Source organism: Bacteroides sp. An322, from assembly GCF_002161765.1.
Taxonomy (GTDB): Bacteria; Bacteroidota; Bacteroidia; order Bacteroidales; family Bacteroidaceae; genus Phocaeicola; species Phocaeicola merdavium.
In genome coordinates, this window is sequence record NZ_NFIN01000017.1 from 43536 (window position 1) to 57283 (window position 13748).

At 40.6% G+C, this 13748-nt stretch carries 11 protein-coding genes; 6 read left to right on the forward strand and 5 right to left on the reverse strand.

All coding sequences use genetic code 11. From position 1 onward, the window contains the following. Nucleotides 1–435 precede the first annotated feature (435 nt). The 3 genes from leuS (at nucleotide 436) to B5F91_RS09980 (ending at nucleotide 4943) form a co-directional block, all read left to right on the forward strand. Entirely contained in the window at nucleotides 436–3270 is a 2835-nt protein-coding gene (leuS, locus tag B5F91_RS09970) for a leucine--tRNA ligase (RefSeq protein ID WP_087428943.1), read from the forward strand. A gap of 97 nt (nucleotides 3271–3367) precedes the next feature. After that, nucleotides 3368–4264, forward strand: coding sequence for a YitT family protein (locus B5F91_RS09975; RefSeq protein WP_087428944.1), 897 nt, complete (start codon nucleotides 3368–3370; stop codon nucleotides 4262–4264). Between the two features lie 97 nt (nucleotides 4265–4361). After that, on the forward strand, nucleotides 4362–4943 hold the full coding sequence (locus B5F91_RS09980) for a non-canonical purine NTP diphosphatase (protein ID WP_087428945.1): 582 nt from the start codon (nucleotides 4362–4364) through the stop codon (nucleotides 4941–4943). A 67-nt stretch (nucleotides 4944–5010) separates the two neighbouring features. Here the strand turns inward: B5F91_RS09980 and B5F91_RS09985 are convergent, their stop codons facing one another. Genes B5F91_RS09985 through B5F91_RS10000 form a run of 4 tightly spaced genes read right to left on the reverse strand, consistent with a single transcriptional unit; the run spans nucleotide 5011 to nucleotide 8483 of the window. Beyond that, entirely contained in the window at nucleotides 5011–5523 is a 513-nt protein-coding gene (locus B5F91_RS09985; protein WP_087428946.1) for a PH domain-containing protein, read from the reverse strand. A gap of 16 nt (nucleotides 5524–5539) precedes the next feature. After that, nucleotides 5540–6319, reverse strand: a complete 780-nt coding sequence (locus B5F91_RS09990; protein WP_087428947.1) for a radical SAM protein — start codon at nucleotides 6317–6319, stop codon at nucleotides 5540–5542. 7 nt (nucleotides 6320–6326) lie between these two features. Then, entirely contained in the window at nucleotides 6327–7415 is a 1089-nt protein-coding gene (locus B5F91_RS09995) for a hypothetical protein (protein WP_087428948.1), read from the reverse strand. 12 nt (nucleotides 7416–7427) lie between these two features. Continuing rightward, entirely contained in the window at nucleotides 7428–8483 is a 1056-nt protein-coding gene (locus B5F91_RS10000; RefSeq protein WP_087428949.1) for a DNA adenine methylase, read from the reverse strand. A 172-nt stretch (nucleotides 8484–8655) separates the two neighbouring features. Between B5F91_RS10000 and B5F91_RS10005 the strand changes: the two genes are divergently transcribed. Together B5F91_RS10005 and B5F91_RS10010 are read left to right on the forward strand one after the other, a co-directional pair. Continuing rightward, the gene (locus B5F91_RS10005; RefSeq protein ID WP_087428950.1) at nucleotides 8656–10128 is read left to right on the forward strand and encodes a sigma-70 family RNA polymerase sigma factor; all 1473 of its coding nucleotides are present in this window, start codon (nucleotides 8656–8658) and stop codon (nucleotides 10126–10128) included. Nucleotides 10129–10196: 68 nt separating this feature from the next. Beyond that, nucleotides 10197–10976, forward strand: a complete 780-nt coding sequence (locus B5F91_RS10010; protein ID WP_087428951.1) for a class I SAM-dependent methyltransferase — start codon at nucleotides 10197–10199, stop codon at nucleotides 10974–10976. Nucleotides 10977–10985: 9 nt separating this feature from the next. Here the strand turns inward: B5F91_RS10010 and B5F91_RS10015 are convergent, their stop codons facing one another. Then, nucleotides 10986–13028, reverse strand: a complete 2043-nt coding sequence (locus B5F91_RS10015; RefSeq protein WP_087428952.1) for a helix-hairpin-helix domain-containing protein — start codon at nucleotides 13026–13028, stop codon at nucleotides 10986–10988. 189 nt (nucleotides 13029–13217) lie between these two features. On the opposite strand from B5F91_RS10015, the gene B5F91_RS10020 reads away from it, so the two are divergent. Beyond that, on the forward strand, nucleotides 13218–13730 hold the full coding sequence (locus tag B5F91_RS10020; protein WP_144025104.1) for a DUF4294 domain-containing protein: 513 nt from the start codon (nucleotides 13218–13220) through the stop codon (nucleotides 13728–13730). Nucleotides 13731–13748: the final 18 nt, after the last annotated feature.

The window sequence follows — 13748 nt, forward strand, 5'->3', positions numbered from 1 at the left end:
CATCAGGCTTCGTTGGCTGTCCTACCCGTATGAAACTTGCATCTCATACGGGTGAAATAGCCAACGCACTTAGATGCATAAAAAGCCCTAACTTAATGCTTGTGTAAGGCAATCGAACTGATAGATATTCCCAATACACTTATCAACAACATTGTGCAAGCGTTATTCACTGGTTATAAACATCTGACAATAGGTTTTAACAGACTTTTCAACGCTATATTCACCGTTTATCAACCGAATTTTCAACCAATGCAATAATGAAAAAACACAAGATATTAATGCAACGGTTTTCCAATAAACAACCTGCATATTTTATTTCATTTTTCTCTTTGAAACTCTTCTGTCCTTAATACGTTGCAAATAAAGCGATTTCTTTGTATCTTTGCACGGCTAATAATATAAGGTGTAAAATCAAAATTACAACACAATATCACAATGGAATACAATTTCAGAGAGATTGAAAAGAAATGGCAACAGAAGTGGGTGGAACAGAAGACCTACAAGGTTACCGAAGACGAATCGAAACAAAAGTTTTATGTTTTGAATATGTTCCCTTATCCGTCGGGAGCAGGACTTCACGTAGGACATCCGTTAGGATATATCGCCAGCGATATTTATGCACGCTACAAACGCTTGCAAGGCTTCAACGTGCTCAACCCGATGGGCTATGATGCCTACGGGCTTCCGGCAGAGCAATATGCCATTCAGACGGGACAGCATCCCGCTATCACTACGGTGAACAACATCAACCGTTACCGTGAGCAATTGGATAAAATCGGGTTCTCGTTCGATTGGGACCGCGAGATACGCACCTGCGACCCTGAATATTACCACTGGACGCAATGGGCTTTCCAGAAGATGTTCAATAGCTTCTATTGCAACACCTGCGGTAAAGCTCAACCCATCGAAAAGCTTATCGCACACTTCGAAGAAAAAGGTACCGAAGGACTGGATGTAGCTTGCTCGGAAGAATTGAGCTTCACCGCCGAAGAATGGAAGGCGATGAGCGAAAAGCAGCAACAAGAAACCTTGATGAACTATCGTATCGCTTACTTAGGCGAAACCATGGTGAACTGGTGCCCGCAATTAGGCACGGTATTGGCGAACGATGAAGTGGTGGACGGCGTGAGCGAACGCGGCGGCTATCCCGTGGTACAGAAGAAGATGCGCCAATGGTGCTTGCGTGTATCGGCATACGCCGGACGCTTGCTCGACGGACTGGATACCATCGACTGGACAGACTCTTTGAAAGAAACTCAACGCAACTGGATAGGCCGCTCGGAAGGTACGGAAGTGCGCTTTAAGGTAAAAGACAGCGATTTGGAATTTACCATTTTCACCACCCGTGCCGACACGATGTTCGGCGTGACCTTCATGGTATTGGCACCCGAAAGCGAATTAGTTCCGCAAGTCACCACCGAAGCTCAACGTACCGAAGTGGAAGCCTACTTAGACCGCACCAAGAAACGTACCGAGCGCGAACGCATCTCCGACCGCCGCGTAACGGGTGTATTCAGTGGTTCGTATGCTATCAATCCTTTTACGGGCGAAGACGTGCCTATCTGGATCAGCGATTATGTATTAGCTGGTTACGGAACGGGAGCCATTATGGCAGTACCTGCCCACGATAGCCGCGACTATGCTTTCGCCAAACATTTCAACCTACCTATCGTTCCGTTAGTAGAAGGATGCGATGTTTCAGAAGAAAGTTTTGATGCTAAAGAAGGAATCGTTTGCAATTCTCCGAAAGCCGGTGTAACCCCTTATTGCGATTTGAACCTGAACGGCTTGACCATTAAAGAAGCCATCGCCGCTACTAAGGAATATGTAAAAGCCCATCACTTAGGACGTGTGAAAGTGAACTACCGTCTGCGCGACGCCATTTTCTCTCGCCAACGTTATTGGGGCGAACCGTTCCCCGTATATTACAAGGACGGAATGCCTTACATGATAGACGAAAGCAAGCTTCCGCTGGAATTGCCCGAAGTAGCCAAGTTCTTGCCTACCGAAACGGGCGAACCTCCGTTGGGGCACGCTACAAAATGGGCATGGGATGTAGAAAAAGGCGAAGTGGTGGAAAACACGAAGATAGACAACGTGACCGTATTCCCGCTCGAACTGAACACCATGCCGGGCTTTGCAGGTTCCAGTGCCTACTACCTGCGCTATATGGACCCGCACAACGATAAAGCGTTGGTATCGGAAAAGGCAGACCACTACTGGCAAAACGTTGACCTCTATGTAGGAGGAACAGAACACGCTACGGGACACCTTATCTACTCACGCTTCTGGAACAAATTCTTGTTCGACTTGGGTGTAAGCGTGAAGGAAGAACCGTTCCAGAAATTGGTGAACCAAGGCATGATTCAAGGACGAAGCAACTTCGTTTACCGCATCAAGGACACGAACACATTCGTATCTCTCGGACTGAAAGACCAATACGAGGTGACTCCGCTCCACGTAGATGTGAATATCGTAGCAAACGATGTGCTCGACATCGAAGCCTTCAAGAACTGGCGTCCCGAATATGCCAATGCCGAATTTATTTTGGAAGACGGCAAGTACATCTGCGGATGGGCGGTAGAGAAGATGAGCAAATCAATGTACAATGTGGTGAACCCCGATATGATTGTAGAGAAATACGGAGCAGACACCTTGCGTATGTACGAAATGTTCCTCGGTCCGGTAGAGCAATCGAAACCTTGGGACACGAACGGTATAGACGGTGTACACCGTTTCTTGAAGAAACTTTGGAACCTCTTCTACGACCGTCAGGACAATTTCCTTCCTGCCGAAGGCGAAGCGACTAAGGAAGAACTGAAGTCTATTCATAAATTGATTAAGAAAGTAACAGGCGACATCGAAGCGTTCTCATACAATACTTCGGTCAGTGCCTTCATGATTTGCGTCAACGAATTGACTTCATTGAAATGCCGTAACAAAGAAGTATTAAGCAAGTTAATTATCTTGCTTGCCCCGTTTGCTCCCCATTTGGCGGAAGAATTATGGGAAGCCTTAGGGCATAACACAACGGTATGCGACGCACAATGGCCCGTATGGAACGAAGATTACCTGAAAGAAGACACGGTGAAATACACCATCTCCTTCAACGGAAAAGCACGTTTCACCATGGAATTCCCTGCCGATGCAGACAATAATACTATCCAAGCAGCGGTAATGGCAGAAGAGCAATCGCAGAAATGGATTGACGGCAAAACTCCGAAAAAGGTCATCATCGTGCCGAAGAAGATTGTCAATATCGTGTTATAATCAATAAAGAAACGCAGATTAACGCAGATTTTCGCAGATAAATAAAGAAAAACAATCTGCGCTAATCCGCGTTAATCTGCGTTTAAACCAACTATCTATGGAATTAGCATTAATCAAGAAAATAAGCAGAGAATCAAAAGATTACTTTGCCATTACTTTCGGGCTGATACTATATGCATTAGGCTGGGCAATGTTTCTCCTCCCTTACCAGATAACCACAGGAGGCGTGACGGGTATCTCAGCCATTATCTACTATGCCACAGGGGTGGAAATCCAAATCTCCTACTTCCTTATCAATGCCGTCTTCCTCGGCTTTGCCTTGAAGATATTAGGACCGAAATTCAGTGTGAAAACCATTTATGCCATCTTCATGCTAACCTTCCTCCTTTGGCTTTTCCAATGGATACTGAAGGACGAAAGCGGAAACCTGCCCCAGCTTTTAGGACCAGGCCAAGACTTTATGGCATGTGTCATTGGAGCCGGTATGTTGGGCTTCGGCATCGGTATCGTATTTTGTAACAACGGAAGTACGGGCGGCACTGACATCATCGCCTGGATTATCAACAAATACAAAGACGTGACGTTAGGACGGATGATGATGTATTGCGATATCGTCATCATTTCGTCGTGCTATTTCATCTTCCACGACTGGAGGCGCGTACTTTTCGGCTTCTGTGTATTGTTTATTATGAGCATCGTCATCGACTACGTGATTAATAGCGCACGCCAGTCGGTACAGTTCCTCATCTTCTCGAAAGAATACGAAAAGATAGCCGAAGGTATCTCCACCAAGATAGACCGTGGCGTTACCTTACTCAATGGTCAAGGCTGGTACAGCAAACAAGATATCAAAGTAGTTGTAGTCTTGGCTAAGAAGACTCAATCGCTTGATATCTTCCGCCTCGTGAAAGACATCGACCCGAACGCCTTCATCTCGCAAAGCAACGTAGTAGGTGTTTACGGCGAAGGCTTCGACAAACTGAAAGTAAAATAATAAAAAATGAACACAGAGACACGAAGATACAGAGAAAATCAACAAACTAAAAACTCCGTGTCTCTGCGTCTCTGTGTTCTACAATCCCCTATCAACAATGAAAAAGAACCTCGTTTTTGCAACCAATAACGCGCACAAACTCGAAGAGATACGCGCTATCCTTGGCGACAAAATAAATATCTTAAGTCTGAATGATATTGATTGTCATGCCGATATTCCCGAAACCGCCGATACATTAGAAGGCAATGCCCGCCTGAAAGCCGAATACATTTATCAGAACTACGGAATGGACTGTTTTGCCGATGATACAGGACTCGAAGTGGAAGCCCTCAATGGCGCACCGGGCATCTATTCGGCACGCTATGCAGGCGGAGCGGGACACGACTCGGAAGCCAATATGCGCAAATTACTCTCCGAATTGGAAGGAAAAACCAACCGGAAAGCCCAGTTCCGCACCGCTATCTGCCTCATCGAAGGAGGCGAAGAACATTTGTTCGAAGGTATCGTACATGGAACTATCTTACAAGAAAGACGTGGTACAGCAGGCTTTGGCTATGACCCTATCTTCCAACCCGAAGGCTACACTGAAACTTTTGCTGAAATGGGAAATGAAGAAAAAAATAAAATCAGCCACCGTGCCCGTGCCGTGCAGAAGTTAGTAGAATACCTCAATCAATGAAATTCACTACAGAGAACACAGAGTAGCACAGAGTTTTATATTCTCTCTATGCTATTCTGTGATATCATCAATGGGAAATAACGCTTTGAATATGCTCCACTACTCGTTCTGCCTCATCACAACTAAGCATATAAGACTTGCTTTTACGCAACTTGAGATAAAACGCGTCTTGATATTGTCCTACATACTCAAAATGGCTTCCTAAACCTCCTCCAGAGAACCAGCCGATATAACCACCGAAACCGCCGCTTCCCCATTGACGCAACAAACGTGAAGGCTTACCTTGCCATTTACCGACTTCAGTTATGTCTTCGTAACGAAAAACCTTATTCCCCGATGCACAATGCAGCACCAATGCATCGTTTGTCAATTCTATGTATTGAGGAGACTGACGATGATAATAAACAAGGACACTTATTACAATAGCAAGTATAGGTACGACAATAAGTAATCCTATCGGATGCTTGATACCTTGCCACAAAATAAACAGACATAATACTGTAATAATTATCCAGACAACAATGGTTACAATATGTACAGTTTTACTCTTTGTTACTTTAAATATTCGTTTTTCCTCCATTTTAATAATGTTTCATTTAATACGACGCACTCGCCCGAATACCTGCTTGTTCCAACAAGGCTACAATGCGGTCAAGTTCTTCGTGAGTGGCTTTTTGGAGGAAACTATCGGGTGTTTCGCGGTCTATCGTATAAATCATTACCTGACGGGGAGCTATCGCCTTTACCGTTTCCAGCCACGGAAGTACAAAAGCATCCGAAGTGTTGTCTACATCTTCGCCTTCATCGGTCTTCCCTTTCAAGAACATGGTCTGGATAATCAGATTGCCGTGAAAAGCCTTCATCCCTTCGATGATTCGGCTTACGTCATACGAACCTACGGGACGGTCTACCTTATTTATATAAGCAACATCTATCGTATCCAATTTCAGGATATTATTATCCACCCGATTAAGCGCTTCGAACACTTCGGGACGATGTATCTGAGTGGAATTACTCAACACGCTTATCTTGGCATTAGGAAAATAACGGTCGCGTAAAGCAATCGTATCTTCTATGATTTCCTTGAAATGCGGATGAAGCGTAGGCTCTCCGTTTCCCGCAAAGGTCAGCACATCGGGAGCCGGACCGTTCGCCTGCATCTCCTTCAAGCGTTGTTCCAAAGCCTTACGCACTTCTTCACGTGTAGGAAGCTTGGCATGAGGACGATGGTCTTTATTGTATCCGCATTCGCAATAGATGCAATCAAACGTGCAGCACTTCCCGTCTGCGGGAAGCAAATTGATTCCTAACGACACTCCCAACCGGCGACTATGCACCGGTCCGAATATAGGAGAAGAATAAATAACGGTTGACATAAGCTTTCTATTCTTTTACTATAAAAATCACATCAGCTAAACTACTATATGAATTTCCCTTAAATTCAAAATCAATCTTTTTTAATGAAGTATCGGTAAAATTATCAAGGTAATTTTCTATTTTCGGTTCGATTAAAGAAAAAGCTCTTTTCATCTTCCAAGATTGACTTATATCATTTACATCTATTAGAATAACAAAAAGCCTGTTTTCTGCACCAAACCGCATTTCACCTTGATGTGTATATAACCAAGTCATTAATTCAATTTCATTTTTTTGAGCTTCGTGTATAACTTCTTTGCGTTTATTGTTTAATTCTGAAATAACATCTTTACGACCTATTTCCAATAACTTTTCTGAAATGATATATATTTGCTGTGATTCGGTTTGTTTAGAATCAAATATAATGTTATTTTCTTTTGCCTTTTTCTTTAACCATGAAATTTCTTTTTCACCTAATTTCGTTTTCAATTTTTCATCCATGTACTGATTCGGGAAAAATGTAACTTTTAAATCAATAGGATTATCATTTATAAAGAAATCAACACTTTTTATTTCCCCAACTGCAGAGATGACTTTTCTATGTCGCTTAAACAAACATTCTATAAGATAAGATGTCCAATTATTATACCAACTTGTCTGCACATAATTCCACGCATTATCTGCTATTTCAGATTGTTTACTGACTAATTCATCATAATTACTAATTACCTTTACATACTTACTGACCAGATGTTTGTCTAATGAATTATTTTGATTGCCACCCCATATATAATGATGAACTTTATATAAATCATTTTTAAGCTGATCCTCATTAATTCCTAATGATTTATACCATTCATGTTCATGATCATTTAAAAAATCATTTAATAACTGCATCGCATTAGGCAAACTTTCCAATATATCAAATAATTCTTTATTTTGTTCTGTAATTTTAGTAGTGGAAAGTTCTATACCATTTGCTTTTATGAATTGTTTTAATTGTTTGCTCCTACATACAGCACGCACTTTTAACCACAATAACCCATTTATATTTCCATTAAACGCATATAGATTTTGTGCTCTAAATTCTTTATTCCATTTTAAAAAGTCCGTCATATACAATTACATTTATTTTGTTGTACAAACTAATAAGATTTCGCTACTGCCAGCTACACTACCTTTTCCTCCACGTCCCATACTATATTTTTTCCTCTCTACTCTTACATTACGATAAGGAGTAATCATTTCTATCATAGTATTTATATCTGGATAGCTTCGGTCATTATAACTTACTAACCAAATAGGAATATGATTTGCTTTTTCAAACATTAACTGAAGATTTGAAAGAACTTCACTATTCTTATCAAACCCACTATATTTTTTTGGTTCATACCGTTTTATCCCATTAACAAATTGTTTGTCTTTCCAGTATTCTACGTACGTTTCAAGTAAATGATAAAATGACTGATAATCTGCATGGCTATTACAATAAGGAGGATCAAAATAAACCAAATCTATATTAGTCAATTTAGGTAACAATGTTAAAATGTTTTCATTATAACTTCTGTTATCTTTTAAATTATCAAAAACAGCGGCATTATATTCAGGAAGCAATTCTTTAAATATATCTTTAAGAGGACGTACTAAACTACGGTTACGTTTGATACGGACAGGATCTGCTGCATATTTTAGAGCCTGTGTATGAGCAAAATGTCCCATCGTTACTTTTCGTGTCATGCTCCGACACATTACAGATAACGCCAGTGCTTCCTTATATTTGTTATTTAAACGATTTATATTACTTCGAAAACTATCCGCAAATTCAGCTTCTTCTGGTAAAAAAAATAAATTAGCAAACAGTTTTTCCATCAAATTAAATTCTTTTGGATTACTGTTTTCAGAAAAAAGTATCTCTAAATCATTTTCATCAAGGGTATATTTAGGGTTTTCTATAAGTGCCCTACCTATTAAATTATTAAAATTCAAAAAATCATTTGTTATAACTCTTTTACCCAACTGTTTAAACATATATGCAATAGATTGCGAACCAGAGAAAGCATCCAATACATTTCTTACTTTATCAGGCACAAATTGAGCAATCCATCCACGATGAATATATTTTGCCCCTAAATATTGTGGCTCAGGAAATTTATAATCAAGATATTTGGTTTCATCAAAAAGCATACAGTCTTTCTTTTAAATGCAAAAAATTAAATTATGCACTGCAAACATAATGTTTTTACAGCATAATACAAAATCTGTAGAAGCCGATATTCTTCCGAATGTTAAATTCCACTTGCCTATGCAGTGTTTCATGTTTTACTTCATCTTACTTTAATACCAACAAATTAGGAAAGTGGAGAACAAAGAACTGATAGATTTATGCAAACAAGGAAACGGGAAAGCATTAGGCTTGCTCTACACCACCTACGCAGACAAAATGATGCGGATTTGCTTACGTTATGTATCCGACGAACAAACCGCACAAGACCTGCTGCACGATGGATTCCTTATCATCTTTTCTTCCCTGCATACCCTTCGTTCTCCGGAAAAGTTAGAAAGCTGGATGGGAAAAATCATGAAGAACATGGCTTTGCAATATTTAAAAGAATCCCGCCCGACAAGCATTACGTTAGAAAGCATTACGGAATCGGAAGAACCTGCCGAATCTATGTTTTCAACCGATTTCCCTACTTATGAACACCTGCTTAAAACCATAGAAACCTTGCCGCAAGGATACCGAAACGTATTCAAACTGGCTGTATTAGAGAATCTTTCTCACAAAGAAATAGCCGCATTATTGGGCATTGCTCCTCATTCGTCCTCCTCGCAATTAGCCCGAGCCAAGGAAATGTTACGCAAACTTTTGTCCCGGTATGCCTTCATCATTGGTTGGGCTTTATCCCTTGTTATTTCCATTTACCTTTTATTATACCCGAAAAAGAACGAAAACTTAACCGAACATAAACCATCCGAAAAAGAAAAAGATAAGTCCATCAAGACACAAAAAGAAGATGCTTCCCTATCAGATGTCCGCTTTATCTCTTCCGGTACTGAAACTTATCAATCCAGTGATACATTGAAAAACAATGTTGGTATACCAGACAGCATTATCGCTCCGAAAGACAGTACGATAAACGAAACACCAGTTCCTGTTATGCCCTTAACGGTGTTTGCTCAAAAGCAATATACTCCTGTCTTCCAGCCTGATAAAGAAAAGAAACATTGGTCTTTCTCATTCGCTTATACAGGTGAAGGAAAACAGATAAACAATAAACTCTATCAAACTCCGGGAGGAATCTCATCGGGCGAAAGCCAACAAGTAAAAGAAAAAACGCATCATCACTTTCCCGTCAATATATCATTTGCATTGCGTTACCATTTTAATCCGGCTTGGGGAATAGAAACCGGATTGCAATATACTTATTTGCGTTCTGATTTTACGAAAATAACCGATTTATACACCGAACGCATACAAAAAGTCAATTACATCGGAATCCCCTTAAAAGGTGTTCTGAATCTATGGAATCATTCCCTGTTCTCTGTATACACTTCGGCTGGCATTACCTTGGATATTCCCATTAAAGCCACATCTGAAGAAACTATCAAAGAGAAAAACCAGGTACTTTCTCATGAGAAAACGACCATACATCCTTCTTTACAAGGATCAACCCAGTTAGGCATCGGCATTCAATACCAACTCACGCCTTCTATAAGCATTTATGCGGAACCTAACCTGAACTACTATTTTAAAACCGATTTAAACACCATTCGAAAAGAGCATCCCTTTACATTTACCATACCTATTGGTATACGATACTCATGGTAAAAACATCTTTTTCATGCAGTCTTTAAGCTATACGGGTATCTTATTAGCAAAACCTAATTTTACCCGGTATGCAAACACGACATAAAAACAGATTTTTATATTTCAATGAATTAGCGACAACAAGCAAGAACTACTTCATTCCTTATATCCAACACGCATGTCCCATCCAAACGGGAATGAATGTTTTAGAAATAGGATGCGGTGATGGGGGAAACCTGCTTCCTTTTTCTCAAATGGGATGTCGTACTACAGGCATAGACATATCCGTAAACCGGATAGAAGACGCTAAAGCTTTCTTTCAAGAAATGAAGGCGGAAGGAAGATTCATCGCTTCGGACATTTTCAACTGGAAAGAGCCGGAACCAACCTTCGATTTAATTATTTGCCACGATGTATTGGAACATATCAGTGACAAGAACCGCTTCTTAGCTCAAATAAGCAGCTATCTGCATCCGAATGGTATTTTGTTTATGTCGTTCCCTGCCTGGCAAATGCCATTCGGAGGGCATCAACAAATATGTACGAATAAAATAGTTTCACACCTACCTTTTATCCATCTTTTGCCCATTCCGCTTTACCGAAGATTATTGCAGCTCTTCGGAGAAACGGAACGCTGTATCCGTGAATTACTTGAAATCAAACAAACCGGTACATCCATCGAAGCATTCGAGAAACTAATCGGAGCCAGTCCTTTCCATATTGTAAACCGCCAATTATGGCTCATCAACCCACATTACGAAACCAAGTTCGGCATTCATCCATACAAATTAAATCCTCTCTTTTCCCGTATTCCCCACATAAGAAACTTCCTAAGCACCAGTTGCTTTTACCTTTTAAAACTTCAATAAACAACACATTCACCACTTCACCCTGACTTGCACCTGCAAATCCGCCTTATCGCTTCCTTGTATCTCTTCGGTGTCTGTGCCGATGCGGTTCCGGTCCTGATAGTGTGTCCAGCCCCATTTGGCTTGAATCATGAAACGGTTCTCCCAAGTGTATTTCAAGTTGATTGCCATACGAGTGCCTTTCCCGTAAAACGAGTTCATCGAGAAAGCGTAAAGCAAGCCGGGTTCGTAGACGTAAATGCGCGAATTGTAGTCTTGCGTATGAAACCATGTCCCGGTTATTGACGCTTGAATCGGGATATTTGGGATACTTCCTTTTACCGTACTGCTTACATAACCTCCTTTTGATTTCTCTCTTCCGTTATACGAAGTCATTACTCCTTCTCCTGTTCCTTTCAACGAAAGATAGGCATTTGGCGCATACGAACATTGATAGCGCAAACGTTGCCTTACGTAAGGCAAAACAAACTTCACTTCATCGGACGAAGTATAGTTTTTAGCCTTGTTCTTATAGGCATACTTTATTAACATGGATAGTGAATTAGATGGTGAATAACTTAATTGAAATAATCCGTCGAATCCCGATGTATGGTCACGGTCTACCTGATACCTGCGATAAAAGAAATGAAAGAAATCGCCATAACACAAGAGCTTGAACTTTCCTAAGAAACTGGTTTCCAATCCTAAATAAGTTCCTGTTTCGTTTTGAAGTTTCGAGTTTTCGCCAAACGCATTGCCATAAAGCGACTGGTAACGCTTATCGTAATAGCGGTGAATAAACAAGAGATTGATATTCACACTCGGTTGATAACTGATTGCATTAAGGGTAGCTATCCTTCCCGCTTTATCCATAGCCGTCTCGCCGGAAAGCGTAAACCGATGCAGAAAAAATTTGTAATTCACTCCTACATTATAGAAATAGTTTCCACGGGGATAATAGAGATTATAGGCACGCGCATCAGGATTCAACACCTTGTTGAAACGGTTATACACAGCAGTTAATCCGAACTCAGTGAATTTTCCATTGTAAGTTAAGTTGCATCCGGTCAGATGATTAGACACCGTATGTTTCTTTTCCATATCCTTTTTCAACCGATGATACCCATCGGTTTTCAACGACCTTATAAACTCGTTTTCCACACGTGCGTCTTGTTTTCTGAATGAATAGAAAGCCGAAGCTTGCCAACGTTTTGCCACTTGGTACGTAGCTCCTATGCCTTGTAAAAACTCTCCTTCACCAACCGAAGTGTACTTCATGAATCCTTGTCCGAATCGGTTCCGGTTAATCATTCCTTTTCCTAAGGTAAAGCTTCCGATATTCAATACCAACCCATAACCGAAGTTCGCCTTGAAATTCCCGATAGTCAATGCCTTGAGTTTCTTCAGGTTCGACAAGAACAGATAGCCGGAATACGAATCATATCCTTTCCGGTTGTATTGGCTAAAGAATGGCTCGCCTGCATCTTTCTCTGCAGTTAACCCTACATACACTTGTTTATTATACTGGAAACGATAGCGCACGTTGTGATAAAACGGACTTCCATAATAACGCTTATTGGGACTTTCCGCTAAGGTTTCCTTATCGTAATCAGCATATCCAGCCTTCATGTTGAAAGGGATGTCCAGCCGTGTTAATAACTCCTGTTTATTGTATTTCCACAAGTTCCGCCATGAGAACTTATCTTTCTCATTATCAGACGGTCCGATATAAATAAAGTCGGTTAAAAACTTTCGGGTCTGCCAATCCATTCCTTCCACACCCAACAGTTCATTCTTGGTCAGCATCGGTCCGTACTTATAGATATAATACAAGATGTTTTCTATCATCTTGTCCGATAGAAACGGAAGCTGCTCCAGTTCTTCCTTGGTAATGGTATTAATATTAAAAGGATGCTCGGCTATCTCGCTCAATTCTTCGTATTTTTCCCTCCAGTCTTCCAGTTCTTCGGAAGCCGTTATGTCTTCGTTCCATTCCAGCCAATCGGACTGGGCAAACAGGGGTGTTAATACATAACATCCTATTATACAACAAATAAACAAACGTTTCAACATACAATTCACAAGTTATCAACAAAGACTAATACGTTAATTTTTCGTATAACCTTTGCTTGGTTTCTATCACGATTCATTATTATTCCTATTTTTGCGCGTATGAAAAATAAGTTATACATAGTATTCATCCTGCTCTTTGTTTTTGCATTGAAAATCAAAGCGCAAACCTCTTCTTCTAACACCACTACGATGTACAAAGTACCTGTAATTGTATATAAAGGAGACTCTATACCTTGTATAACGCTAAGAACCGTATATGTATATCCCGAATTGCATTTTAAAAACAAACGCCAACGCAGATATTACAATAAATTGGTGAGGGATGTGAAAAAAACCCTTCCTATTGCCAAAGAAGTGAACCGGGCAGTGATAGAAACTTACGAATACTTGATGACTTTACCTGATGAAAAAGCACGTAATCAGCATATTAAGTTAGTAGAAAAAGGATTGAAAGAACAATACACACCGCGGATGAAGAAATTAACATTCGCACAAGGCAAGTTGTTGATAAAGTTGGTGAACAGGGAATGTAACCAATCTTCCTTCCAATTGGTTAAAGCGTTTATGGGACCTTTTAAAGCCGGATTCTATCAGACATTTGCCGCACTCTTCGGTGCCAGCCTGAAGAAAGAATATCATCCTGAAGACGAAGATAAATTAACCGAACGGGTAGTTACACTGGTGGAAAACGGACAATTGTAATGTGATAATCAAACGCAG

Excerpts from the sequence above, each read along its gene's own strand:
- B5F91_RS10010 (WP_087428951.1), top strand. The coding sequence starts at position 10,197 with ATGCAAACACGACATAAAAACAGATTTTTATATTTCAATGAATTAGCG.
- B5F91_RS09985 (WP_087428946.1), bottom strand. The coding sequence starts at position 5,523 with ATGGAGGAAAAACGAATATTTAAAGTAACAAAGAGTAAAACTGTACAT.
- B5F91_RS10000 (WP_087428949.1), bottom strand. The coding sequence starts at position 8,483 with ATGCTTTTTGATGAAACCAAATATCTTGATTATAAATTTCCTGAGCCA.
- B5F91_RS09990 (WP_087428947.1), bottom strand. The coding sequence starts at position 6,319 with ATGTCAACCGTTATTTATTCTTCTCCTATATTCGGACCGGTGCATAGT.
- B5F91_RS10015 (WP_087428952.1), bottom strand. The coding sequence starts at position 13,028 with ATGTTGAAACGTTTGTTTATTTGTTGTATAATAGGATGTTATGTATTA.
- B5F91_RS10020 (WP_144025104.1), top strand. The coding sequence starts at position 13,218 with ATGTACAAAGTACCTGTAATTGTATATAAAGGAGACTCTATACCTTGT.
- leuS (WP_087428943.1), top strand. The coding sequence starts at position 436 with ATGGAATACAATTTCAGAGAGATTGAAAAGAAATGGCAACAGAAGTGG.
- B5F91_RS09995 (WP_087428948.1), bottom strand. The coding sequence starts at position 7,415 with ATGACGGACTTTTTAAAATGGAATAAAGAATTTAGAGCACAAAATCTA.
- B5F91_RS09980 (WP_087428945.1), top strand. The coding sequence starts at position 4,362 with ATGAAAAAGAACCTCGTTTTTGCAACCAATAACGCGCACAAACTCGAA.
- B5F91_RS09975 (WP_087428944.1), top strand. The coding sequence starts at position 3,368 with ATGGAATTAGCATTAATCAAGAAAATAAGCAGAGAATCAAAAGATTAC.